Source organism: candidate division WOR-3 bacterium (assembly GCA_039802005.1).
In the GTDB taxonomy this organism is placed as follows: domain Bacteria; phylum Hydrothermota; class Tepidihabitantia; order SM23-42; family JAOAFX01; genus JAOAFX01.
This window is the reverse complement of sequence record JBDRVV010000012.1, coordinates 1-23,966: the sequence shown is the minus strand read 5'-3', so window position 1 is coordinate 23,966 and position 23,966 is coordinate 1. Positions and strand designations below refer to the sequence as shown.

The window sequence follows — 23,966 nt, the reverse complement described above, 5'->3', positions numbered from 1 at the left end:
ATTATATTATCTTTGATTCAGAATTCAACACAATCACCGAAGGGAAATTCCCAATAAATTCCAAGACATTTCTCAGTGTTGTTTCTACAATTGCCTTCGTATTACTGCAGGTAACTATCGCAAGCTGAGAACGTTGCCACAAATTAGAATCGCCAAACTCACAAATTGCAACATTCATACGATTTTTAACTTTTTCCTTAAGACTCAATAAAATATTTCTTCGCTCTTTAAGTGAATGGCAATTTTCAATATGGAGGTCAATGTCACATATCCCTACAAAAAATCTGCTTTTTTTATTTGCACTGGACATTTAATTATTGCTCTCCAACTTCTGTAGTTTCTTCTATTTTGAAAAATTGTAGCAAATCACCTTTTTGTAAATCCGTTACATTTTCGAGGCCGATTCCGCATTCATATCCGGCCGCAACTTCTTTAACATCTTCCTTAAATCTTTTTAAAGAAATTATTCTGGTCTTTGTTATTTCTTTCCCATTTCTTAATAAAATTGCGACAGCATTTCTGATTACCTTACCATCTTTTATATAACATCCCGCAACTAAACCAATTTTCGGAATACTGAAAACTTCGCGGACCTCACCCTCTCCAATGAAAATTTCTTGAACCTTAGGTTCAAGCAGACCCACCATTGCTGAACGCAGATCATCAAGTGCTTCATATATCAATCTATACGTACGAATCTCCACACCTTCGCGTTCGGCAGCCTCAAGTGCATCAGCATCAGGTCCTACATGAAAACCGACGCAGATCGCACCCGTCACTTCTGCAAGTAAAACATCTGATACGCTTATTTTGCCCACACTTTTATGAATGATGTTGATTCGGGTATCTTCAATTTTCAATTCCTGTAATTTTTCATCCAGAACTTCAAGTGACCCTGCAGTGTCAGCTTTAAGAATTATATTTAATTCTTTAGTTTCACCTTTTTTTATCTTTTCTTGCAAATCAAGGAGGGTTACTTTTGCTTTTCTTGCCTTCATTCTTCTCGATCTTTCTATGAGTTCACGCTGGTATGCAATCTCCCTTGCCTGACGCTCATCATCCACGACCATAAATATTTCACCGGTCTGAGGTAGTCCATCAAATCCAAGCACTACGACTGGAGTGGAAGGCCCTGCCTCATCAATTCTTTTCCTCGTTTCGTTCAAGAGTTCCCGAACCCTTCCTGCCTGACACCCACAGACGAAAGCATCGCCTCTTCTTAAAATTCCTTCCTGAACTAATATTGTGCAAACATTTCCCCTGCCATGTTCAACATTTGCCTCAAGGACAACACCCTTTGCTGTTGTATTTATTGGTGCCTTGAGGTCCATTTCTTCTGCCTTTACAAGAATGGCATCAAGTAAATCATTTATTCCAATGTTTTTAAGGGCGGATGTTTCTACACATATAGATTTTCCACCAAATTCTTCAACAATTACATTCGCCTTCGCAAGTTGTGATTTTACAAGATTTACATTTGCCCTGGGTAAATCTATCTTATTGATTGCTACAATTATTGGAACATTGGCAGCCCGTGCGTGGTCGATTGCCTCAATTGTCTGAGGCATTACACCTTCATCTGCAGCTACAACAAGGACGACTATATCAGTAACCTGGGCACCCCTCGCCCGCATTGTGGTAAAATCTTTGTGTCCCGGTGTATCAATAAAAGTTATTAATTTATCATTATAGGAAATCTGGTAAGCACCGATTTTTTGTGTTATTTTACCATATTCTGACTCTGCTACTCTGAGTTTGGTAATAGCATCAAGGAGTGTTGTCTTACCATGGTCAACATGCCCCATAACCGTGACGACCGGTGGTCTCTTCACCAATTGTAGAGATTTTTCTTCTTCTTTTTTTATCTGTTCTTCCAATGTTACAATCTTCATTTTGCATTTGAATTCATCACAAAGGACTGCAATTGTATCAAGGTCAAGTCGTTGATTCAGACTTGCCATTACCCCGAGGCTCAAACATTTCTTTATCACCTCGCTCGGTGAAACTTCAAGTGCCTGTGCGAATTCAGCTACGGTCATAAATTCAACGACTTCTATTACTTTTTCTTTTGGTGCTTCAACCTGTTTTACCGATTCTTCTTTTTTATAATGTTTCTTTGATTCACCTTTTTCAATTTTTGCAAGAGTTGCCTTTACGGTCTGTCGTACTTCCTTCTCATTTATTTTTTTTATCTTTTCTTTGGGGCGAACGGTGGTTTTGAATCTGGCTACCTCTTTTTTAAGCCTTCTTCTTTCTTCAGCAATCTTATCTTTTACTTTTTTTATTTCTTCATCTGAAAGTACAGACATATGCCCCTTTGCTTTAATGCCAATTTCATCCAGCATTTTTATCAGGGCATCGCTTGACAAACCTAAACTTTTTGCCAAGTCATGGACTTTCTGGGGCATCTTTTATCTCCTTATCTTCATCCTTTGGTTTTTCTTCTTTTTTAGGTTTCAATTTTTCTAATAATTCATTGACACCTTCATCATCTAAAGAAAGCAGTGTCTTTAATTCATCGGGTGTTGCCTTAAGTACACTCAGAACATCTGTATAACCTTTATCAATCAACATCTTTTTCATTTTTTTATTCAGGGTTGCTATGTCCTCAATTTTTGTCTCTTTTAGTTTCTTCTCTTCAAGTTCTTTTTCGTATTCAGATATTTTCTTTATCTCAATATGCAACCCGGTGAGTTTTGAAGCAAGGTCAACATTTACACCATTTTTACCGATAGCCTTTGAGTAATCTTCGTCAGGAACAATTGCCAGAACACTTCCTTCGCCAATCTGTTTGATTTCCTTTACCTTTGCCGGGGAAAGACTGCGGGAGACAAGAAGATTGATATCTTTACTCCATTGTATAACATCAATCTTTTCTTCAGATAACTCTTTTACAATGGATTGTATCCTGCTTCCCTTATAACCTACACAGGCACCGATCGGATCTATTTTGGGGTCGAGCGTCTGGACTGCAACCTTTGCCCTGATGCCGGGCTCACGAACAATTTTTACTATCTGAATAATACCATCTTTTATCTCCGGTATTTCATAAAATAACAATCTTTCTAAAAATTTTGGATCAGTCCTTGATAAAATAATCTTCGGACCCCACTGGGCGCGCTCAACCTTCAAGACAACTGCACGAATTGGAGAATCAAGCCGATAATGTTCACTTCTCATCATCCCATAATATGGAATACTTGCTTCAATCGGACCGAGGTCAACCAGGACTTCATTGCGACTTACGACTTTTACAATCCCTTTTACAATCTCGCCAATCTTCTTCTCGTATTCAGCCATTATTCGGTTTCTCTCGGCTTCGCTGATGCGTTGGGTTAATGCTTGTTTTACCGATTCGATAGCGGTCCTGCCGAGTTCACCTATGGGGATTGGTATTCTTATTTCATCGCCTATATTACATTCCTTAATTTTTTGGGCATCTTCAATTGCGATTTCTTTATCTGGTTCATTGACTTTTTCTACTACTTTTTTTACAAGGTTAATTTTTATTTCTCCTGTTGATTTATTTACATTTACCTCTGATTCAACACCTTTGCCGTATTTCCTTTTTACGCCAGCCTTTATTGCTTCGGCAAGAGAATCAATTACATAATCAAATTTTACCCCGCGAATACGGGCAATGGTTTTGATATTTTCAATTATCAGATTATCTTCGTTTGCCATAATCAATCTCCTCAGTTATCTTTGCTTTTATTATTTCATCATAATTTATAATCAATTCTTCTGCATCTTGGGCAATTCTGACACTATGCTGATTTGCTTCTCTGATATAGCCTTTTATTTTTCTATTTTTTAAAATTATTTCTGCCATTTTACCCCTTGCCCACTGAAAATGCTCGGGTCTGGTCAAATGTCTTTCAATCCCGGGTGATGATACCTCAAGGGTGTATTGAAAATCAATTATATCAGAATTGTCAAGGATATCGGACAATGCACTACTGACCTTTTCACAATCTTTAATAGTGACACTGCCCTGCTCACGGTCGATGAATACTTTTAAAGTTCTTGATACTTCATTAAATTGGATATCGTAAATTCTGAAATCCATTGGTTCCACTATTTCTTTTAATATTGATTCAATTCTTTTCAAATCAACATTATACATTCAAACCTTCCATCAATTTTTCTTTTAATTTCAGACATACTTCTTTAATTTGTTCTTTACCACATTCAATCTTTTGGTCAGATTCCCGTATGTATATGTCAAATTTATTGTTTTTTAATCCCTTAGGTCCTATCGTTACCCTCAAAGGAATCCCGATGAGGTCGGCATCATTAAATTTAATTCCAGCGGATACATCGCGGTCATCAACAATCATTGAAAAATTTGCATCATTTAAGGTTTTAATCACATCATTGCTAATTTTATTTACTCCCTCGTCCTGGGGATTCAGGATCAAAAGATAAATATCAAATGGTGTAATAGACATAGGCCAGATAATTCCTTTTTCATCGCCCTTTTGTTCAACTGCACATGCCATGATTCTTTCCAGTCCTATTCCATAACTTCCCATTACAATTGGTTTTTCCTTTCCTCCGGGGTCAAGAAAATATGCACCCATACTTGCCGAATATTTTGTGCCCAATTTAAATATATGCCCCAATTCAAGGGTACTCTTAATTTGTAATTCCTCACCACATTTTACGCATCGGTCACCTTTTTTTATCTGCCTGATGTTATAATAATTTTTTACATTAACATCCCTGTTAATATCTACACCTTTGATGTGGTAATCATTCTCATTGGCACCGGTGACCATTCCTTTTGTATCTTTCAGTAATTCGTCGGCAATTATGTTAATGTTTGAGATTCCTACAGGTCCGATAAATCCTGGTTCAGCGCCAAAATACTTCTGGATTTCCTCGGCACTGGCGGGTTGATAGTCATTACCAATAATTTTTTTCAATCGCTCTTCGTTTATTTCATAATCGCCACGGATCAAAATGAGAACGGGTTCCTTACCCTGAGCAGTCATAAACATATTTTTTATCAAATTAGACGGTGTAACATTTAAAAATTGACTTACTTCTTCAACTGTTCTTTTGTTTGGTGTTGCTACTTTTTGTAGTTTGCCTTCAGAAAAAGACACATATTCACCAATTCCTTCGGCAATTGCAAGATTTGAACGGTATTCACACTTTGGACACAGAACAATGCTATCCTCGCCGCCTTCCACAATCGCCATAAATTCTTTTGATTCACCGGTCCCCATCAGCCCCCCAGATGCATCAACAATCAAAAATTCCAGTCCGCATCTTTTAAATATCCGTGAATATGCCTCCTTGTGTAGATTGAAACTTTTGTCTAACCCCTCTTCGTCAATATCAAGGCTGTAAGAGTCTTTCATAATAAATTGGCGCGAACGGATAACACCGCCCCTGGGCCTCGGTTCGTCCCGGAATTTTGTTTGAATCTGATACCATATCTGTGGCAAATCTCTATATGAACGGATATGTACCCGGGCGATTTCCGTAATTACTTCTTCATGGGTAGGGCAGAGGCAGTAATGTCTGCCTTTTCGGTCTTTTAACCTGAACATATCATCACCAAAATCTTTCCATCTTCCTGATTCCTCCCATATTTCTTTAGGAGAAAGGGCAGGCATTAAGAGTTCCTGCGCACCAATTCTGTCCATCTCTTCACGAATTATATTCGCAATCTTCAACAATACCCGCCAGGCTAAAGGCAGATAAGTATGAATTCCTGCCCCATGCTGTTTTATAAAGCCCGCGCGAATAAGCAGTTTATGGCTTTTCAGTTCAGCATCCTTCGGGTCTTCCCTTAAAGTTTCAATCAATGCCTTAGATAATATCATAACTATAAATATAACATAAATTTCAATTAAAGTCAATAGTAACTATTAAAAATCAATTCCAATTCCGATTTCTGTTTTTAATGGTGGTTCTAAGGGCGGTTTTTGATGCCAGATTTTTTTATTACCAGCTATTTTTTCCGAATAAATATCTTCCCCTGCGCAGTCAATAAAGATGCCAATGGTTTTGATATAATCTCTTATCGTCCCACGACTTGCTGTACTTGCATTGCCTAATGTTATACCGCCGTGTGTGTGATAATGATCATCGCCTTTGATATCGATAAATAATCCCATCCCATTGGCATTCCCTGCACCAAGACTCAAATTTGGTGCATCATAGTAATCATTTCCCTCATAATCAAAAAGAACGCCGAGTGTAAAATCATGGCCCGCTCCCTGTGCCATATTTTTTGTTCCGATATATCTATCGTTTCCTGTTGAATCTAATAATGCACCAATGGCAAAATGTGCCCCAGCCCCTTGGACATACCATATACCATTATATTCATCATTTCCTCCAAAATCGATTAAAAATCCCATACCAAACCAGTAGCCACAACCCTGACCGAATACACCACAGGTATATTTATCGTCACCGTTCCCATCAATCAACATACCAATTCCACCTGCAAGCGAATGACCATCAGTAAAGTCTGCTCTGACCCCAAATCCTGTTCCCTGACTTAAACTCGCATTATGCTCAGGTGCCTGGAGTGATGGATACTTTAATGTATCGTCACGGGCTATGTAAATGTCGTTTCCTTCTTTATCAATAAGCAAGCCAGCGCCTTTTACGAAACCAAAACCCTGGCATTCTTGAAATCCAATATATTTATCATTTCCTGATATATCCGATACCATTCCAATGCCACATATTCCAGCCCCTATACCATAGATATCTGTATTATATTCATCGTCTCCTGCAAAATCCAAGATTATACCCTGACCGAAGAATCCAGTTCCCAAACCAAATTTCTCAGCATAATATGTGTCATTACCAGTTAAATCAATCACAAACCCATAGCCTGCTATTCCGGTGCCACAACCAATTTCTCCCTTATATTTGTCATCTCCATAGTAATCTATGATAATGGAAACCGGGTGTTTTTTATCTGAAATCCCCCCTGATTCATAAGTGTCGTTTCCACCGAAATCAATGATAAGAAGATAGGGTAGAGGTTGATAGATATCATCATCAATGCTTCCAAGAATTATGATCCCATATTTTGTTTCAATTTTGGTCCTTTTTACAAAACCCTGTTCTTTCATTAAATCAATTGCCGTCTGCAGAACATATGATAAATCCATAGCACCGGCAGCGAGTGCCTTGAAGTCGGTGTTTTCAATAAGATTTTCGAAGTGCCGGTTTGATAATCCATCTTCGTTTGTGCCCATCAATTGGTTGATTATTTGGTCACAATCTTCTTTTGATAAATGCTTGTTGCCTTTATCAATCCATTCAAAAGAATTTTTTATTTCAGTGAGAATCAAATATAAGCCCACTTTAATTGTCTCAGGAATTTGATTAACCGCAACACTATCAACTCCATAAAAATTTTGCAAAAGATTTAAAAATGCTGTATCCATTTCATCCTGTTTGGGTATTGATTTCGTTAAGAGATCATTCTGTCTTTCAATCAATCCTCTTCTCACACCTTCGTCAATCCGCGCCCAGGGAAAATAACTTATTGCCCACAGAGAATCGGCATTATTTAAGATTGTTCGGGATAACATTCGTGTATAATTATCTATCTTTAAAGGGTTATCAATGAATTGGTCGAATAACTTCAGACGAAATTTTCCATATCCGTAAAATTCTAAATCACCTTTTTCAATTCTGAAATTTTCCACAAAAGAATTGGTTGTACTGGCTACTCTATTTAGTGCCATTCCAACATTCATCTGACTGTAAAGCAGAAATGGACACATTGTAAAGACAAAACATATTTTATATATTAATTTCTTCATTTACAACTCCTTTCTTATTTTAAATTTTTAAAATTGTAGTTACTTAATCCATCAAACATTTTACAGCCAATAAATTCATTATATTAAAAATTTTTTCTTTATCAAGGGTATCAATTCAGAAAGATTTTTAATATGGAGGGTATTCTTCATTTTGTACCCGATGAAAAGGCATTGCGAGCTTTTGGCGGTTTTTAAATCCGTGGGTGTATCTCCGATGAAGATAACTTCGTCTATTTTTACTCTAAGCTTTTTACATGCCTTAAATAACATCTCCGGGTCAGGTTTGGGTTTCTTTACATCATCAGCAGTTATAACTACATCAAAAAATTCTTCAAGGTTAGATTTTTTTATTTCAAATCTGGTGATATCACGGTGCGAATTTGTAATACATGCAATCTTTAATCCAGATTTTTTGAGATTCTTTAGGGTATTTCTTGCACCTTGATTGATTTTCATATACTTGATGAATTTTAAAAAGTTATTTGAGAAATATTCTACAACATCATTAATCTTTACATCGGGCATAAATATTCTTACATCTTCTTCGGTGCTTTGTCCCCAGTTTTGGGCGAAGGTCTTCAGATTTATAGGTTTGTATCCAAAATGTTTTAATGTCTGATTGAAAAGCTTATACCAGACTTTATATGTATCCACGAGTACACCATCAAGGTCAAAGAGTATTGCCCTGATTTTTGAAATTTTTTTATTGAATTTCATAATTTTTTATTTTATGCTAATCTATTCTCAAGTCAAGTCAAACATTATATTGACATAGTTAAAATCTTAGATAATATTATCGATGTTTGTGCTACTCTTAATTATTGCGGTTGCACCCTGTCTTTTTCTTTTCTGGTATTTTTACCACCGTGATAAGTACGAGCCCGAGCCTAAAAAATATATCATAGGCATTTATTTTTTAGGTGCGTTGATGGTTATACCCGGAATGATAATTGAAGGGTTACTTGAGCCGCTATTCAATGCGACCCCTTATAAAATGCTTAACGCATTTTTAATGGCGTTTGTTCTTGTTGCACCAACTGAGGAAATTCTAAAATTTCTGGTCGTCAAAATGTGTGTTTATAAAAAAATTGAATTTGACGAGGTTATGGATGGTATTGTTTATTGCGTTTCTTCATCACTTGGTTTTGCTACAATAGAAAATATTTTTTATGTGTTTGAATACGGAGTGGGAACAGGGGTATTGAGGGCATTTCTTTCAGTTCCGGGGCACGCATTCTTTGGTGCGTTGATGGGTTATTATATTGGAATGGCAAAATTGGATAAATTAAAAGAGAAAAGGTATATATTTCTCGGGGTATTTTATGCAATTCTAACACATGGATTCTTTGATTTTCTATTGTTTACAAAGACGGTTCTGGCTCTTCTTGTGATAGTTCTTGTCATAATCCTCGGATTCTTGACAAAAGGAAATTTGAAGAAGGCAGAAATGCAGAGTAAATCAAGACTGGAAAATAATTCAGTTACCAGTTGATGTAACAAGTCAAACCAGCACCTACCATTTCAATCCCAACCCCTTTTGCAAGATAAAGGTATCGGTAATGGCAATCAAGCGAAACAGAACTGCTCAAAAATATAGATAAACCACCATATCCGATCCCGGTTGCCTTTGGTGACGAACCTTCAAAATATTCTTCCAATCGCTGGTTATATGCAGCATCTTTTAGTTCCATTGCTGGATTATAGAATAATATACTGCCTTCTACCCCGAAGAAAGGCGCAAGAAAGAATTTACCAAGCCTTGGGGCAACATTAATTCTTAGTCCGATACCGGGAACCATTTTATTTGTAAACGCATCGTTTACCACCAAAGCAGAAGGTTCAATAAACATAAAGGGTAGGGCTTCAGCGGATAAATGGAATTCCGCAGTGTAGTTCATTTTATCAAAAGATTCATAGTTTTTAAGAGTATAATTTTGGTCATATTCACCAAAACCACTCAATCCAATTCCCAACCTTCCTGCCAGAGAAATAATGATTGGCAAAGTAATTAATAAAGTTATTCTTTTCATTGTTCTCTCCTTTTTCTAATAACTTTATTAGGCAATTTTTATGCCCATTCTTTTAGACTTAAGTCTCGGAATTTGAAATAATTTTTTGGCGATTTATAGTATTATATTGCACAAAAGTATAATATATTATCTTTTAATGTAATTATAATTTGGATTTATAACCTCAAAATATTAAGCGTTTTATCTCTTTGGCTATGCCAGTCGTTTCGTCAAAATTGATTATGACTCCATTTCCGAGGATATTGCCCTTTGCAACTTTAAACTTTTGTGGCAACTGGAATAGAAAAAACTTTATTATTTCTTCTTTGTTTACTCCGATTATGGAATCGCTTGAGCCCACCATACCCGCATCAGTTATATAAGCGCACTTATTATCAATAATCTGTTCGTCTGCAGTTTGAATATGGGTATGGGTGCCGATTATACCTGTTACATAATCACATAGATAGAGTGCAAGTGCCCTTTTCTCACTCGTTGCTTCAGCGTGGAAATCAATGAAGATATTTTTTGTTTGTTTTTGTATCTCTTCTATAATTCTTTTGCCCGTTCGGAAGGGGTCTTCAAGCGGTCTCATAAATACCCTTCCTTCAAGATTTATAACGCCAATCTTGGTGCCCATTTTTTCAAAAATATTATATCCTTTCCCGGGAACGCCCTCAGGATAATTTGCGGGTCTTAAAATTCTTGTTTCTGAATTAAGGTATTTGAATATTTCCTTGTATTTCCAGATATGGTTCCCGGTTGTAATACAATCAACACCACAATTGAGGATTTCCTTCGCAGTATTCTCAGTTATTCCTATCCCACCAGCAAGATTTTCTCCCTGGGCTATAGTGAAAGATATGTCTTCTTTTTTTATTAATGCAGGTAGTGATTGGACGACTTTCTTTCTACCTGGTTCCCCGATTATATCACCAATAAAAAGCAGTTTCACAATTATTATTCTACTCATTTTTTTCGTAATTTCAACATTTTGTTGGAATATTTAGCCTTTTAATCATTTAACCAATTGTTATTATTCCAGGGCATTGACTTATGTAAATTTCTGGCTAAAATGGAATATGCCTTTATTGGATGACTTGATTGAAAAACTCCAATGGCTCCCGGGAATTGGAAAAAAGACTGCCCAGCGTCTTGCTTTTTTTCTTCAGAAAATGGATGTCTCTCGTGTCAAAGAATTGGCTGATGCGATCTTAAAAGCAAGGCTTGAATTAAAGGAGTGTTCAATCTGTCATAACCTTGGTGAGACTGACCCTTGTGAGATATGTTCTGCTCCCAATCGTAACGGAGAAACAATTTGTGTTGTTGAACAACCTGCGGATGTGATGGTTATAGAAAAGATTGGCGAATATAAAGGTTTATACCATATTTTGCATGGTGTGATATCACCGATTGATAATGTTGGACCTGAAGATTTAAGGATAAAAAGTCTGTTAGAAAGGATACAGAAACAAAAGGTTAACGAAATTATCATAGCAACAAATCCCACAACCGAAGGGGATGTGACAGCACTTTATATCGCAAAATTACTTAAACCACTGAATATAAAGGTCACGAGGATTGCACGGGGGCTTCCAACTGGAAGCGACCTCGGACTTGCAGATGGCACTACAATCCTTAGGGCATTTGAAGGAAGAAGTGAATTATAGAATTTTATATTGACATAACGAATTTTTTAGATATAATTTCCAATGGCAAAGAAAACTCCTTTTTATGAAAAACATTTACAATATAATGGCAAAATAGTTGAATTTGCTGGTTTTTTTATGCCCATACAGTTTGAGGGTATTATTCCTGAGCATGAGACTGTACGAACAGGAGTCGGTGTGTTTGATGTCTCTCATATGGGAGAAATAGAAATTACGGGTCCTGATAGGCTTCAGTTTGTTAATTATATCACTACCAACGATGTATCCAGACTTGCTTTGAATCAAGTCCAATATTCAGCAATGTTATATCAAGATGCAGGAATTGTGGATGACCTTTTAGTTTATAATCTTAAAGACCGGATCTTACTCGTTGTGAATGCGGCCAATACAGAAAAGGATTATCAATGGATTTTGCAGAATAAAAAATTTAATGTGGAAATAAAAAATTTAAGCGATAATATAGGACAGCTTGCAATCCAGGGACCGAAGTCAGAATTATTACTCCAGAAGATTGTGGATTTTAACCTTTCTGAATTGAAATATTACTGGGCAGCTGAGACGAAGATTAGAGGCATTAGTATTTTGCTCTCCCGAACCGGTTATACGGGTGAAGATGGCTTTGAAATTTATATGTCAGCAAATGATGGATTAAAAATTTGGGATATTGTATTTGACGCCGGAAAAGAATTTAATGTAAAACCGGTCGGACTCGGGGCAAGGGATACCCTGAGATTTGAAATGAGATATTGTCTTTATGGTAATGATATTGATAAAACAACAAATCCACTTGAAGCAGGGTTAGGATGGATTGTTAAGTTTGACAAGGGAGATTTCATTGGCAGGGATGCGTTGATTAAGATCAAAGAATCCGGATTAAAGAGGAAACTCGTGGGATTTGAGGTTATTGAAAAGGGGATTCCCCGGCCTCATCAGAAGATTTATACCAATGATAATGAAATAGGTTTCGTAACATCTGGAACCTTTTCACCATCTCTTAAAAAAGGTATTGGAATGGGATATGTAGGGACCACATATTCTGAACCGGGAACAAAATTTTTTGTAATGGCGAAAGAACCAATCCCTGTTGAAGTGATAAAAGGTCCGTTTTATAAAAAGGGAACGCACAAATAAGGAGGTTAAATGGCAAACATCATTGAAGGATTGAAATATACGAGAGAACATGAATGGGCAAAGATTGAAGGCAATGTGGCAATTACTGGTATTACTGATTATGCCCAGTCTGAACTCTCGGATATTGTTATGGTGGAACCCCCAAAAGTAGGAACACAAATAAAGGCGGGTGAAGCAATCGGGACGATCGAGGCGGTTAAGGCTGTGAGCGACCTTTTTGCTCCAGTCAGTGGTGAAGTCATAGAGGTAAATGAAAAAGTAATAAAAGAACCCGCAATAATAAACCGAGATCCTTATAATGAGGGATGGATATACAAGATAAAGATAAATAATCCTGCTGAATTAGATAGCCTTCTTTCAGCAGAACAATATAAAGAATTGATTGCAGGACACTAATGCATTATCTACCATTAACACCTGAGGATGAGAAAAAAATATTGAACCGGCTTGGGGTCGGTTCTTTTGAAGAACTAATTAACAGAATTATTCCTCCTGAAATACAGTTTAAAGGTAAGATTGGATTGCCGTCTGAGGTATCTGAAATTGAAGTTCGTAGGATACTACATTCTCTTGCAGGAATGAACTATAATACATTTGATTTTATATCTTTCCTCGGCGCTGGTGTGTATGACCATTATATTCCAGCAATTGTTGATAGTATAATCTCAAGGAGTGAGTTTTACACTGCATATACCCCTTATCAGGCGGAAGTCTCACAAGGGACACTCCAGACGATATTTGAATATCAGAGTGTCGTATGTGAATTGACGAAGATGGAAGTTGCGAATGCCTCAATGTATGATGGCGGTTCTGCCCTTGCCGAAGCCTGTCATATGGCATGTTCCATTAATAACAGAAAGAAGATAATTCTATCAGCACTCATCCATCCATTTTACCAAAAGGTGGTAGGAACTTATACAAAAGAATGTGGCGTGGAGATAATAATCGCCCCCCAAAAAGATGGGGTTACCGACATTGATACCTTGAGAAATCTCATTGACGAAAATACTGCCTGTGTGGCGATACAAATTCCAAATTTTTATGGCATTCTTGAATCTCCACAAGAAATATCTGAACTGGCACATAAAAAAGGTGCTTTATTCATAAGTGTGGTGGATCCTTTGTCGCTTGGCATTATCTCTCCACCCGGTGATTATAATGCGGATATTGCGGTCGGTGAGGGACAGGGACTGGGTATAGCCCAGGGTTTTGGTGGACCATTGCTTGGAATATTTGCCACAAAGATGGAATTTGTGCGTTTTATGCCCGGCAGGGTCGTTGGTGAGACTGTGGATATAGAAGGGAAGAGAGGATTTGTTCTTACACTCCAGACCCGTGAACAACATATTAGAAGAGAAAAGGCAACTTCCAATATATGTACGAATGAGGCATTATGTGCATTGAGTTCACTGATATTTTTGTGCTCGCTTGGTAAACAGGGAATTGTGGAGATTGGAAATCAGTGTCTTGCAAAGAGCCATTATCTTTATGACCGTTTAAGAGAAATAAAAGGCATTAGGACAGTTTATAATAGAGAATTTTTTAAAGAGTTTGTTATTCAAACCGATAAAAACGCCCGGGAGATTGTTGATAAACTTTTAGAATACAAGATTTTTGCGGGTGTGCCTTTATCAATATTTAATAAAAATTTACAGAACCAACTACTGATTGCAGTAACAGAAAAGAGAACAAAAGAAGAACTGGATAGATTTGTAGATTTATTAAAAAAGGTTATTTAACGCGATAAAATCAAAATATCCCATTACTAATTTATAAATCTTGACAAAATGGTTATTTTATCCTATAATCACCCGTGTTTTTGTGCTTATTTTTTCTATTAACTAATAATCTTAATTCGGATACGACACAAATTGATTCAGTTAAAACCGTCCGATATGAAATACCCAGAATAATTAATTATAGCAATACAGGGTTTCTTGACAGTACTTTAAATCATTTACGGGTCGTTAAGCCCATTATTTTTTTATCTAATTTTTCCGATATATTTTATTATTCTACTTATTTGTTGAAAGAAAAAAACTATACAGCTGGTTTGTTGGGTTATTATCCATCTAATGTTTTAATCAATTCCCATTATATTGACCAATATTTTTTCAAAGAATTTAATTTTGCAATCTTCCCCATAAATTTTATAGAATCTGCTATATTTATTAAAAAATATTTTAATTCAAGTGTGGATGCCATTGACTTAAATACAAAAATTGATAGATACAGCCAGCCCTATTCTTATTTATATTTTGCTCTATTCGGTCCCAACACAATCTATAATATTGATTTTACCCGAGCCATTACGAATTCAGCAGGATTCTATCTTGGCGGGGTTTATTCACGCCATTATAAAATTTCAGAACACCGCTATCTTCGCGGAAATGGGGGATATGGTAATTTTTACTACAATCAATTTGTTCCGATACGCCTTGACCTTATCATAACAGGCAACTCTTATGATACAATAATAAATTCAAATTTCAGTGATATCGCATTGACTGCTGGGAAGGATTTTTATAAATTTATGATATATCGGACTTTGAGTAAATTTTATAACGATTCGGTCCAAAATCAGGTTTTAACCTATGGCACACAACATAAACTTTTATTTAATAAGGGTAATTTTGAAAATATCTTTGAATTAACTGCTTTGACGAGTCAATTCACCCCTGGTAAAATTAAAAATAATGGCATAGGATTTTCTCAGAATACGAGTTATAAATTTAATAATATTATTATCGGGATTGGTTATAATCTGGAGTATGTAATGGATAAAATCTATTTTGCGCCAGCAGGCAGAATAAATTTCCAGATTTTAAATGATACAAAAATATTTATGAGGACCGCGTTATTTAACAAAAGGGCTGATTTTATATCCAAATATGGTAATGAGAAATTTTTTAATAGGTCCGTGAACATTACAGGCAATTTAGATATAAAAGATGAGACCCATTTTCATAAGGAAATGGGTGTAAACTTCAAAAGTTCTATTATCAGTGTTTATAATGCGTGTATCAGAAATCAAATAATATATCAACCTGTAAATGTTGGAACTTATTCGGTGGTTAATATTGATAATCAAATTTCAGGTATTGAAGGTATACTTGTCTCTCCGAGTATAAGTGGATTTTCCTCAACGGTTGTATTTAATTATCTGATGTATAGTGATATTCCATTAGATTTTCCTGACTTTTTTACAAAATTCAGTTTGAACTGGCAGAGAAAGACCGAGCGTTCTATTGTTGATATATATACCAGATTTACTTTTGTTAGTGCAAGATATGAACAAACAGGTAATTATTATGAACCATTCTTTATGATTTCGCCGGGTCTAAATTGGAAGTTTTTGACTCTAAATCTAAATATGTTCCTTGATAATGCAACAAATGTAAGACCTGAAGATTTTCCTGATATGACACGTAAGTTCGGGATGGAAATAAAATGGGAATTCTGGGATTGATATGTTTATATTGCGAATTGATGATCGTTTGATACATGGACAGGTTGTCGCAGGATGGGCAAGGCCATTAGGTATTGAAGAATTGATAATTGCGTCGGATACAATAAGCAAGGATGCCTGGGTTTGTAATGCTTATAGGCTTGCAGTGCCTGAGAATATATCTTTCCATTGTTATGATATTGAAGGTTGCGTTCAATACCTAAAGGATGGGGTTGACAAAAAACGGATTATGGTTGTGGTTGAGAAACCGGTTGATGCCTATAACCTTGTTAAGAATGACCTTAAAGTGAATGAGATTTATATCGGTGGATTAGGTTATCGTGAAGGCGCAAGGTCGATTGTACCTTACATATACCTTACGCCCGAAGATATTGAATTTTTAGTTAAGATACATGAAATGGGCATAAAAATAGTGGGTAAACAGCTTCCCAATTCCCAGCCCGTTGATGTAATGAAAAAATTGACAGGAGTGTAAATGATAAGACTTGCATTATATATTCATAATCATCAACCCGTAGGTAATTTTGACCAGGTTTTTCAATTTGCCTACGAGCATTCTTATTTGCCATTGATAAAGACACTCTTAAAATATCCAAAGGTTAAATTTGGTATTCACAATTCAGGTAGTTTGTGCGAGTGGTTGATAAAAAATCATCCAGAATATTTTGATTATTTAAGAGAAGCATTGAACAAAAATCAAGCTGAGATTCTTGTTTCAGCTTACAGTGAGCCAATTCTCTCGTTGATACCGTCTAAGGATGTTGTTGAACAGATTAAATATTTTAAGGATTATATTTATAAATTACTCGGTGTGGAAACTTCTGGATTGTGGTTGACCGAGAGAGTCTGGGAACCAGGATTGATACCACTACTTGTTGATGCTGGTATTGATTATACTTTACTTGATGATACACATTTTCTCTATGCAGGTTTGAGTGAAGAAGATTTGAAATCATATTTTATCACCGAGGATAATGGTAAAGTTTTGAGGTTGTTTCCTATATCTATGAAATTAAGATATTTGATTCCTTTCCACCCGGTAGATGAGGTAAAAAATTATTTAAAAGAAGCAGGGAATGCAGAAAATTGTATATTGAAAGTTCTGGGTGATGATGGCGAAAAATTCGGGGTCTGGCCCGGGACATATAACTGGGTGTATAAAGAACAATGGCTGGAAAAATTTTTAGATTTTCTCAGCAACGAAGATAGTGTTGAGACTGTACATTTGAGAGATATTATTAAGAAAGAACTACCCGCCGGAAGGATTTATATACCCACAGCATCTTACGAAGAAATGGGCGAATGGGTTTTACCATTGAAGGCGGGCAAAAATTATGTTGAGTTAAAAAGAAATGTTGACCAGAGATTTTATCATTTAATACACGGCGGATATTTTAAAAATTTTCTGAGTCGTTATTCCGAGGCAAACTTAATGCATAAAAGAATGCTCTATGTATCAAAAAATATAAAAGATGATATTGATGCAAAATTAAGCCTGTGGCGTGGTCAGTGTTCCTGTGCTTACTGGCATGGAATATTCGGTGGTCTCTATCTTCCTCATTTAAGAGAAGCAGTTTATAAAAACCTTATTGAAGCAGAATCCCATAATGTCAAGGTTGGTTTGGAAAAATTAGATTTTGATGTTGATGGCAAAGAAGAGATTATTTTGAGCACCCACGCCCTTTTCTGTATAATAAAGCCCGACACGGGAAGTCTAATTGAGATTGATGACCGCAAAAGGCTTAAAAATTTAACTAATTACATAACAAGACGAAGAGAAAAATATCATGAATTGATTCCACAATCAAGGGATGAAGGAGAGGTAAGATCAATCCACGAGGTTGTCCGGTCAAAAGGGAAGGACCTTGATAAGTATCTCGTATACGATAAATATGAAAGGGCATTTGGTATTGACCATAATATTAAAGAGATGCCGACAAAAGAAGATTTTTACTACCAAAAAAATTTCGGAGAAATTGTTACCTACCAGCTCACAGAATGCAAGACATTTGAGATTATTTTGTCTAACGAAAGTTTGAATCTAAAGAAGACTATAAAGGTTGATGAGCAGAGAGCAATTATACAATTGAAATACGAAGGTTGGGTAAAAAATTTGGGTGTGGAATTTTCAATGGGTATTTTTAACCCGGATTTGAAGGTAAACGATAAATACAGCCTATACGAACTACAGGAAATTTCTGATATTGATTACTTCACTATTCAGGGCAAAGATTTGAACCCAATAAAATTCAATGCTTCAGAAAAATTCATTCTACTTACATATCCGATTGAGACAATCTCTTCAAGCGAATCAGGATTTGAAAAAATATTCCAGGGATTTTCAATGCTGTTGATTTTTTCAAAACCACCGGCGATAAAAATAGAGTTATGACTGTTATTTTACTGACTCTCCTCGGGGCACTAATTCTTCTCGATAAGTATGCAGTTGGTGAATTTGGTGTATCTCAGCCGATTGTTGCCGGGGCAATAATCGGTGCATTGTGTGGAGATGTTCAAATTGGTATATTCATAGGGGCATTATTTCAGATGGTCTTCCTTGCTAATCTACCAATAGGAAAGGATGTGCCTCCTGATGCCCAGGCGGCAGGGATTGCGGGTTGTGGTTCGTATTTTTTATTAAGGGATTCAACTCAAAATGAACCAAATTTGATAATAGTTTTCCTTATCGGGATTCTTGTTTCAGTCCTGGGAAATTATCTTGATATAATTGTGCGCCGCATAAACGAAAGTTTGTTTTACCGGTTTTTAAGGAAACATAATAATTTGTATATCTGCCATTTTGGGGGTATCATTACGGCTTTCCTCAGAGGTGTATTCTTACTACTGCCAATATTCTTTCTGGTGAGTATACTCAAATTTCCAGGTTCCGGAACTGGTTTTAATAAGGAATTTTTGTTAATTGTTATCGTCTCACTCGGTATTGCTAATGGAATATATCTTTATTTTAAAAGACAGTCATTTTACTTTTTGGTCATCGGGGTCTTATGCGCATTGGCATATTTCGTCTTTTAAAATTATTTTTTGCCAGTTTGTTTTTGCAATCTTCATGGTCATTTCATTCAATGCAATCGCTGGGATTTTTGGTTATCGCAATGATGGGTATTGATAAGAAAAAACACGAGTTCCTTGTGCAACATAGTCGGACATTTTTCAATACCCACCCGTATATGGTTGGTTTTATCATTGGTGCAGTATTGAATGCCTATGAAAAGGAAGATAGTTTGGATGATATTAAAAAACATATAATGGTTTGCCAATCTGCATTTGCGTCTTTTGGTGATACCCTTTTCTGGCAGACAATAAGACCTGCGTTATTAATAATTGCGATTATTACGGGTATAAAATATGGTATTATTGGGGTAATAATCTTCCTGTTATTGTATAACCTAATTCATATTTATTTTCGTTTTTATGGATTTGCCACCGGCTACAAAATGGGTTGGAATGTGATTTATATATTGAAAGATAAAAAATTACAAACAATGCTGAGGATATTTGAATCGATTGGTTCATTTTCTATTGGTTTGATGCCTATTATACTTGAAAAGGGGATTAATCTTTTATTTCTAATTCCGCTTACGGGTATTTTTCTTGTCCTTTTATGGAAAAGGGTGGCACCGATTTTAATCTTGACTTTTGTCTTTATTTTGATAATAATTAACCTGATACTGCTATGATAAAAGAAACGATTGCAATATTAAATGAAAATGGATTGCACGCCCTACCCGCATCCAGATTTGTAAAACTTGCGGAAAAATTTAAGAGCAAGGTTGAATTGGTAAAGGATGGGGTGAAGGTCAATGGGAAGTCAATTATGGGAATATTGACTTTAGCCTGTGAGAAGGGGGCAAAGGTTATTTTAATATGTAACGGAGAGGATGAAAAAGAAGCCTTCAATGCATTGAGACAGATACTTGAAGGGCAGGATTGATGGCAAAAGAGAAGATATTGCATGGTGTTCCTGCATCAAAGGGTGTAGCCATTGGAAAGGCATTTATATATGAGATAAAAAAAACCGAGGTATTCCAGACACCAATTCTATCGGTTTATCTGAAAGATGAGGTTATAAGATTTGAAAAAGCCATAGAAAAGACAAGGGAAGAGTTAAAGAAAATCAAAGAGCAGATTAATAGAGAAATTGGAGAGGATTTTGGTCAATTCCTTGATGCCCAGATTATGATGCTTGATGACGAGACAATAATTGAGTCAGTAAAACAAAGGATATTTACTGAAAAGAAAAATGCAGAATATATCTATAATGAAGTCATAAGTGAATATGCCAAAAAGCTTGGTGAAAGCAAGAACGCATATTTTAAGGAAAGGGTTGTTGATATATATGATGTTGGAGAGCGGGTGTTGAAAAATTTACTGGGCGTTTCTCATACCTCAGTCCTTGAAGCGCCACCTAATTCAATTATTGTGGCGCGCGATATACCTCCCTCAGAGGCAACACTTATAAATCCGAAGAATGTTGTCGGTATCGCAATGGAACTTGGTGGAAGAACATCTCATACCGCAATTACAGCGAGGGCACTTGAAATACCGGCAATTCTTGGTATTGGAGAATTTTTAAATAAGGTTCAAAATGGAGATGATATAATCGTTGATGGCGAACGGGGAATTGTAATAATCCATCCAACTTCAGGAAGAATAAATTTTTACGAAGAACAAAGAAAGAAGTATCAGCAGATAGCAAAAGCGCTTTTACCAGTCAGTGAATTATCTCCTGAAACAAGAGATGGGAAACGCATAGATATTTCAGCAAATATTGAATTTTTTGCAGAGGCTGAACATGCAGTAAAATACGGAGCGATTGGGATAGGATTATTCAGAACGGAATTTTTATACCTTGCAAGGCGGGGTAGTCCATCCGAAGAAGAACAGTTCAAGGTTTATAATGCACTCGCGAAAAAAATCAAGCCTCATCCTGTGATCATCAGGACCTATGACCTTGGTGGAGACAAAATTTTTTCTGACTACCATGAGGCAAATCCGTTTCTGGGTTGGCGGGCAATTCGGGTCTGTCTCCAGGAAACTGAATTTTTTAAAACCCAGATAAGGGCAATTTTACGTGCTTCGGTCAACAAGAATATAAAGATAATGTTCCCGATGATTTCAACCTATGAAGAGATAAAGCGTGTCAAACTGATATTTAATCAAGTAAAACAAGAACTGAAATCAAAAAAGATAGAATTTGATGACAGTATTCAACTTGGGATAATGGTTGAAACACCATCAGCCGCTTTGATGAGTCCGTTTCTTTCTCACGAAGTTGATTTTTTTAGCATTGGTTCAAATGATTTAACCCAATATACGCTTGCAGTGGACCGCGGAAATGAAAGGATAAGCCAGCTTTTTGACCATTTCCACCCTGCGGTTCTGCACTTGATAAAAGAAACTATAACCGCGGGCCATAATGGTAATATATGGGTAGGTTTATGTGGAGAACTGGCAGGAGACCCACTGGCAATCCCGCTTCTGGTGGGATTTGGTATTGATGAGTTATCAATGAGTCCTTCTTCAATACCCAAGGCAAAACTTGTTTTGAGGACGCTTACAGTATCACAATGCCAGGAGATTGCTCAGGAGGCTTTGAATTTCAGAACTGCACTTGAGGTGAAAAAATTTTTGAGCAGGGTGGTGAGAAAAAAATTTCCCGGTATTGAAGAACTGATAAAATGAAAGATATGCGTGAAATAATATATTCCCTACCTGAACAGATTGTAGAAAGTATAAATATATTCAATGGTGTGTGGAGCAATGCTTTAGACAAAAAATTTTTACGCAGAACATTTGAAAAGGTGTTGATATGTGGAATGGGGGGGTCGGGCATAAGTGGGGATATTGTTTCGGTCCTGTATCCGCAGTTGAATATTATTGTCAACAAAGATTATCAAATTCCTGAACATATTGATAAGAATGCATTGGCTATACTTGTCAGTTATTCAGGGAATACAGAGGAAACATTGAATAACTATGATATTTTGAGAAAAAGGGGAAGCGCTATTGTTATTATTTCTTCAAATGGTAAACTACTTAAAAGCAAAGCATCTCTGAAAATTCAAATTCCTGCAGGATTTCCCCCAAGAGGAGCTTTGGGCTATTTATTTACCCCCATACCACTTTTACTTTATCACGGAAACTTAATAAATAAAAACCCTGAGATTGAATTGATGAAGTTGTCAGTATTTTTGAGAAGACAGAAAGGGCAACTTGAGAAAAAGGCGAAAAATCTTGTGGAATTATTTGTCGGTAAACTTCCTGTTATATATGCCAGTTCAAATGTTACGGGTGTAATTGCAAAAAGGTGGCAGTGCCAATTGAATGAAAATTCAAAGATTTTATGCCATACCAACATCATTCCTGAAATGAATCACAACGAGATAGTTGGCATAGGTAGGCCCGAGCATTTGAACAAGAATCTAATAGCAGTATTCATAAATGACCCCGCTGGATTTCTGCGCAACAAGCTTAGGGTTAGAATAATCAAGGAGATAATTCGCAATGAGATTAAGTCATTAAAATTCATTGATATTAAACCCTACGGTAAAAATTTACTTGAACAGATTTTCTCAACCATAATGTTAGGCGATTTTCTTTCTTATTATCTTGCATTAAGGACCAATGTTGACCCATTACCCGTTAAAAGAATAGATTATTTAAAGAACCGATTATCAAAATTTGATTAGTTAGCTTTCCTTCAATTTAAATTCAATCTGTCTGACGACCCATACCCTCACAAGTTTGTCCCTTTGTTTTGCTGGTGTAAATTTAGATTGTTTTGCCGCAGCAACTGCTGATTCATCCAGCATCTGGTTACCGCTTGTTTTTAATATTTCAACGGCAATCACACTACCATCAATATCAACAAGCATTTTGACCACAACTTTGCCTTCAATTCCGGCTTTTGCAGCAAGGGGTGGATATATGGGTGCAGGCATTGATATTGGTTGTGGTTTAACCTCTACTCTATAATATGGTATCACTTCAATATCCGGACCAGTTGGCGTGGTTGGAATGATATTTTCTACAAGGTTAGTCGGATTTATTGTTTCTACACCTTCATCAGGGTTAGAAGCGGCGGCGACTGTGGGTGGTGGTTTTGGTCTTTCAATGTTATCAATCGGTTCTATTTGATTCTCAATTTGCATTGTGATTTCATTGATTAATCCAACCACTTCCTGTTTTAATTTATATGGTTCGGGTTCAGCATAGGGGAGTGTGAGGAAAAGTGCGATTATTAACCCAATTGCGATGAGAAAACCTGCCCTTATATAGATTCCGTACATCTTCTTATGGTCGCGCATTTTAACCTCCTTTTCTACTTATAGATACAAGGAATTTGGAAAAATATTCCATTTAAATGTAGTGGTCGAGATTGCTCGACAATTTAGAGTGCAAACCTGAAGGTTTGCCCTACGACTATTCCATTCCTATGGAGGGGGACTCAGTGCTCTTTAATTCTTTAAAATAACACACTTTTTCGTAATTACCTTTTCATCAACAAACAATTTTACAAAATACACACCACTTGTCAAGGGTTTTTTGTGCTCTATTTCGTAGATGCCAGCAGGTTTGTATTCATCAACAAGGCTCTGCTCAATCTGCCCTAAGACATTGTAGATAGCAAGTTTCACCTTTGATGGTTCAGGAACTGCATATTGGATTGTCAGTTTATCATAGACTGGATTGGGATAGATTTCTAATTTCGGATTTCGGATTGCGGATCGCGAAATTTTAGTCTCTTTCACTCCAGTATGTCTTTTGATATAGAAGACCGGCGAAGATGTGGAATCATATCTACCCAATCCTTTTACCACCAGCCAGAGTTTGCTGGAATAATTGCTCGGCGTATCAGGGA

General features: G+C 36.4%; 24 protein-coding genes. 13 read left to right on the top strand and 11 right to left on the bottom strand.

Annotation, left to right across the window (positions count from 1 at the left end):
• Nucleotide 1: 1 nt before the first annotated feature.
• The 7 genes from ABIL69_05480 to ABIL69_05450 all read right to left on the bottom strand — a co-directional run bounded on the left by ABIL69_05480 (nucleotide 2) and on the right by ABIL69_05450 (nucleotide 8,522).
• On the bottom strand, nucleotides 2-310 hold the full coding sequence (locus ABIL69_05480; protein MEO0123440.1) for a DUF503 domain-containing protein: 309 nt from the start codon (nucleotides 308-310) through the stop codon (nucleotides 2-4).
• 4 nt (nucleotides 311-314) lie between these two features.
• Nucleotides 315-2,408 carry a translation initiation factor IF-2 gene (gene infB, locus ABIL69_05475; GenBank protein MEO0123439.1) on the bottom strand — a complete coding sequence of 698 codons (2,094 nt, stop codon included), beginning with the start codon at nucleotides 2,406-2,408 and terminating at the stop codon, nucleotides 315-317.
• Nucleotides 2,389-3,684, bottom strand: a complete 1,296-nt coding sequence (gene nusA / locus ABIL69_05470; protein MEO0123438.1) for a transcription termination factor NusA — start codon at nucleotides 3,682-3,684, stop codon at nucleotides 2,389-2,391. The genes infB and nusA overlap by 20 nt, the downstream gene beginning before the upstream one ends.
• On the bottom strand, nucleotides 3,668-4,126 hold the full coding sequence (rimP, locus tag ABIL69_05465; GenBank protein MEO0123437.1) for a ribosome maturation factor RimP: 459 nt from the start codon (nucleotides 4,124-4,126) through the stop codon (nucleotides 3,668-3,670). Before rimP ends, nusA begins: the two co-directional genes overlap by 17 nt.
• Nucleotides 4,119-5,837 (bottom strand): proline--tRNA ligase, encoded by a 1,719-nt coding sequence (locus ABIL69_05460; protein ID MEO0123436.1) that lies wholly within the window; start codon nucleotides 5,835-5,837, stop codon nucleotides 4,119-4,121. Before ABIL69_05460 ends, rimP begins: the two co-directional genes overlap by 8 nt.
• A 45-nt stretch (nucleotides 5,838-5,882) precedes the next feature.
• Nucleotides 5,883-7,805, bottom strand: a complete 1,923-nt coding sequence (locus ABIL69_05455) for a hypothetical protein (GenBank protein MEO0123435.1) — start codon at nucleotides 7,803-7,805, stop codon at nucleotides 5,883-5,885.
• 78 nt (nucleotides 7,806-7,883) lie between these two features.
• Nucleotides 7,884-8,522: an HAD family hydrolase gene (locus ABIL69_05450; GenBank protein ID MEO0123434.1), complete on the bottom strand. Its 639-nt coding sequence runs from the start codon at nucleotides 8,520-8,522 to the stop codon at nucleotides 7,884-7,886.
• Nucleotides 8,523-8,604: 82 nt separating this feature from the next.
• Here ABIL69_05450 and ABIL69_05445 point away from each other — a divergent pair, with 82 nt between their 5' ends.
• On the top strand, nucleotides 8,605-9,297 hold the full coding sequence (locus ABIL69_05445; GenBank protein ID MEO0123433.1) for a PrsW family glutamic-type intramembrane protease: 693 nt from the start codon (nucleotides 8,605-8,607) through the stop codon (nucleotides 9,295-9,297).
• Here the strand turns inward: ABIL69_05445 and ABIL69_05440 are convergent.
• Both ABIL69_05440 and ABIL69_05435 read right to left on the bottom strand, forming a co-directional pair.
• Nucleotides 9,287-9,835, bottom strand: a complete 549-nt coding sequence (locus ABIL69_05440; GenBank protein ID MEO0123432.1) for a hypothetical protein — start codon at nucleotides 9,833-9,835, stop codon at nucleotides 9,287-9,289. The genes ABIL69_05445 and ABIL69_05440 overlap by 11 nt on opposite strands.
• 163 nt (nucleotides 9,836-9,998) lie before the next feature.
• Nucleotides 9,999-10,787, bottom strand: coding sequence for a TIGR00282 family metallophosphoesterase (locus ABIL69_05435; protein ID MEO0123431.1), 789 nt, complete (start codon nucleotides 10,785-10,787; stop codon nucleotides 9,999-10,001).
• A gap of 109 nt (nucleotides 10,788-10,896) precedes the next feature.
• Here ABIL69_05435 and recR point away from each other — a divergent pair, with 109 nt between their 5' ends.
• The 12 genes from recR (at nucleotide 10,897) to ABIL69_05375 (ending at nucleotide 22,794) form a co-directional block, all read left to right on the top strand.
• Complete coding sequence (gene recR, locus ABIL69_05430) at nucleotides 10,897-11,484, top strand: recombination mediator RecR (protein MEO0123430.1); 588 nt, start codon at nucleotides 10,897-10,899, stop codon at nucleotides 11,482-11,484.
• Between the two features lie 42 nt (nucleotides 11,485-11,526).
• Nucleotides 11,527-12,615, top strand: coding sequence for a glycine cleavage system aminomethyltransferase GcvT (gene gcvT / locus ABIL69_05425; GenBank protein ID MEO0123429.1), 1,089 nt, complete (start codon nucleotides 11,527-11,529; stop codon nucleotides 12,613-12,615).
• 9 nt (nucleotides 12,616-12,624) lie between these two features.
• Nucleotides 12,625-13,011 carry a glycine cleavage system protein GcvH gene (gene gcvH / locus ABIL69_05420; protein ID MEO0123428.1) on the top strand — a complete coding sequence of 129 codons (387 nt, stop codon included), beginning with the start codon at nucleotides 12,625-12,627 and terminating at the stop codon, nucleotides 13,009-13,011.
• Nucleotides 13,011-14,354 (top strand): aminomethyl-transferring glycine dehydrogenase subunit GcvPA, encoded by a 1,344-nt coding sequence (gene gcvPA / locus ABIL69_05415; protein ID MEO0123427.1) that lies wholly within the window; start codon nucleotides 13,011-13,013, stop codon nucleotides 14,352-14,354. Before gcvH ends, gcvPA begins: the two co-directional genes overlap by 1 nt.
• Before the next feature lie 284 nt (nucleotides 14,355-14,638).
• A complete protein-coding gene (locus ABIL69_05410) occupies nucleotides 14,639-16,084 on the top strand; it encodes a hypothetical protein (protein MEO0123426.1) in 1,446 nt (481 codons plus the stop codon).
• Between the two features lies 1 nt (nucleotide 16,085).
• Nucleotides 16,086-16,559 (top strand): PTS sugar transporter subunit IIB, encoded by a 474-nt coding sequence (locus ABIL69_05405; GenBank protein MEO0123425.1) that lies wholly within the window; start codon nucleotides 16,086-16,088, stop codon nucleotides 16,557-16,559.
• Nucleotides 16,560-18,476, top strand: coding sequence for an alpha-amylase/4-alpha-glucanotransferase domain-containing protein (locus ABIL69_05400; protein MEO0123424.1), 1,917 nt, complete (start codon nucleotides 16,560-16,562; stop codon nucleotides 18,474-18,476).
• Nucleotides 18,473-19,117 (top strand): PTS sugar transporter subunit IIC, encoded by a 645-nt coding sequence (locus ABIL69_05395; GenBank protein MEO0123423.1) that lies wholly within the window; start codon nucleotides 18,473-18,475, stop codon nucleotides 19,115-19,117. The genes ABIL69_05400 and ABIL69_05395 overlap by 4 nt, the downstream gene beginning before the upstream one ends.
• Nucleotides 19,090-19,782 carry a PTS system mannose/fructose/sorbose family transporter subunit IID gene (locus ABIL69_05390; protein MEO0123422.1) on the top strand — a complete coding sequence of 231 codons (693 nt, stop codon included), beginning with the start codon at nucleotides 19,090-19,092 and terminating at the stop codon, nucleotides 19,780-19,782. Before ABIL69_05395 ends, ABIL69_05390 begins: the two co-directional genes overlap by 28 nt.
• Nucleotides 19,779-20,036 carry an HPr family phosphocarrier protein gene (locus ABIL69_05385; protein ID MEO0123421.1) on the top strand — a complete coding sequence of 86 codons (258 nt, stop codon included), beginning with the start codon at nucleotides 19,779-19,781 and terminating at the stop codon, nucleotides 20,034-20,036. The genes ABIL69_05390 and ABIL69_05385 overlap by 4 nt, the downstream gene beginning before the upstream one ends.
• Nucleotides 20,036-21,787 carry a phosphoenolpyruvate--protein phosphotransferase gene (gene ptsP, locus ABIL69_05380; protein MEO0123420.1) on the top strand — a complete coding sequence of 584 codons (1,752 nt, stop codon included), beginning with the start codon at nucleotides 20,036-20,038 and terminating at the stop codon, nucleotides 21,785-21,787. The genes ABIL69_05385 and ptsP overlap by 1 nt, the downstream gene beginning before the upstream one ends.
• A gap of 5 nt (nucleotides 21,788-21,792) precedes the next feature.
• Nucleotides 21,793-22,794: a bifunctional phosphoglucose/phosphomannose isomerase gene (locus ABIL69_05375; protein ID MEO0123419.1), complete on the top strand. Its 1,002-nt coding sequence runs from the start codon at nucleotides 21,793-21,795 to the stop codon at nucleotides 22,792-22,794.
• Here the strand turns inward: ABIL69_05375 and ABIL69_05370 are convergent, their stop codons facing one another.
• The gene (locus ABIL69_05370; GenBank protein MEO0123418.1) at nucleotides 22,795-23,412 is read right to left on the bottom strand and encodes an energy transducer TonB; all 618 of its coding nucleotides are present in this window, start codon (nucleotides 23,410-23,412) and stop codon (nucleotides 22,795-22,797) included.
• A gap of 150 nt (nucleotides 23,413-23,562) precedes the next feature.
• The coding region (locus tag ABIL69_05365) for a T9SS type A sorting domain-containing protein (protein MEO0123417.1) at nucleotides 23,563-23,966 on the bottom strand (404 nt) is incomplete at its 5' end.

Bases quoted from the DNA above. Each gene is read 5' to 3' on its own strand.
- ABIL69_05480 (MEO0123440.1), bottom strand. From the start codon at position 310: ATGTCCAGTGCAAATAAAAAAAGCAGATTTTTTGTAGGGATATGTGAC.
- infB (MEO0123439.1), bottom strand. From the start codon at position 2,408: ATGCCCCAGAAAGTCCATGACTTGGCAAAAAGTTTAGGTTTGTCAAGC.
- nusA (MEO0123438.1), bottom strand. From the start codon at position 3,684: ATGGCAAACGAAGATAATCTGATAATTGAAAATATCAAAACCATTGCC.
- rimP (MEO0123437.1), bottom strand. From the start codon at position 4,126: ATGTATAATGTTGATTTGAAAAGAATTGAATCAATATTAAAAGAAATA.
- ABIL69_05460 (MEO0123436.1), bottom strand. From the start codon at position 5,837: ATGATATTATCTAAGGCATTGATTGAAACTTTAAGGGAAGACCCGAAG.
- ABIL69_05455 (MEO0123435.1), bottom strand. From the start codon at position 7,805: ATGAAGAAATTAATATATAAAATATGTTTTGTCTTTACAATGTGTCCA.
- ABIL69_05450 (MEO0123434.1), bottom strand. From the start codon at position 8,522: ATGAAATTCAATAAAAAAATTTCAAAAATCAGGGCAATACTCTTTGAC.
- ABIL69_05445 (MEO0123433.1), top strand. From the start codon at position 8,605: ATGTTTGTGCTACTCTTAATTATTGCGGTTGCACCCTGTCTTTTTCTT.
- ABIL69_05440 (MEO0123432.1), bottom strand. From the start codon at position 9,835: ATGAAAAGAATAACTTTATTAATTACTTTGCCAATCATTATTTCTCTG.
- ABIL69_05435 (MEO0123431.1), bottom strand. From the start codon at position 10,787: ATGAGTAGAATAATAATTGTGAAACTGCTTTTTATTGGTGATATAATC.
- recR (MEO0123430.1), top strand. From the start codon at position 10,897: ATGCCTTTATTGGATGACTTGATTGAAAAACTCCAATGGCTCCCGGGA.
- gcvT (MEO0123429.1), top strand. From the start codon at position 11,527: ATGGCAAAGAAAACTCCTTTTTATGAAAAACATTTACAATATAATGGC.
- gcvH (MEO0123428.1), top strand. From the start codon at position 12,625: ATGGCAAACATCATTGAAGGATTGAAATATACGAGAGAACATGAATGG.
- gcvPA (MEO0123427.1), top strand. From the start codon at position 13,011: ATGCATTATCTACCATTAACACCTGAGGATGAGAAAAAAATATTGAAC.
- ABIL69_05405 (MEO0123425.1), top strand. From the start codon at position 16,086: ATGTTTATATTGCGAATTGATGATCGTTTGATACATGGACAGGTTGTC.
- ABIL69_05400 (MEO0123424.1), top strand. From the start codon at position 16,560: ATGATAAGACTTGCATTATATATTCATAATCATCAACCCGTAGGTAAT.
- ABIL69_05395 (MEO0123423.1), top strand. From the start codon at position 18,473: ATGACTGTTATTTTACTGACTCTCCTCGGGGCACTAATTCTTCTCGAT.
- ABIL69_05390 (MEO0123422.1), top strand. From the start codon at position 19,090: ATGCGCATTGGCATATTTCGTCTTTTAAAATTATTTTTTGCCAGTTTG.
- ABIL69_05385 (MEO0123421.1), top strand. From the start codon at position 19,779: ATGATAAAAGAAACGATTGCAATATTAAATGAAAATGGATTGCACGCC.
- ptsP (MEO0123420.1), top strand. From the start codon at position 20,036: ATGGCAAAAGAGAAGATATTGCATGGTGTTCCTGCATCAAAGGGTGTA.
- ABIL69_05375 (MEO0123419.1), top strand. From the start codon at position 21,793: ATGCGTGAAATAATATATTCCCTACCTGAACAGATTGTAGAAAGTATA.
- ABIL69_05370 (MEO0123418.1), bottom strand. From the start codon at position 23,412: ATGCGCGACCATAAGAAGATGTACGGAATCTATATAAGGGCAGGTTTT.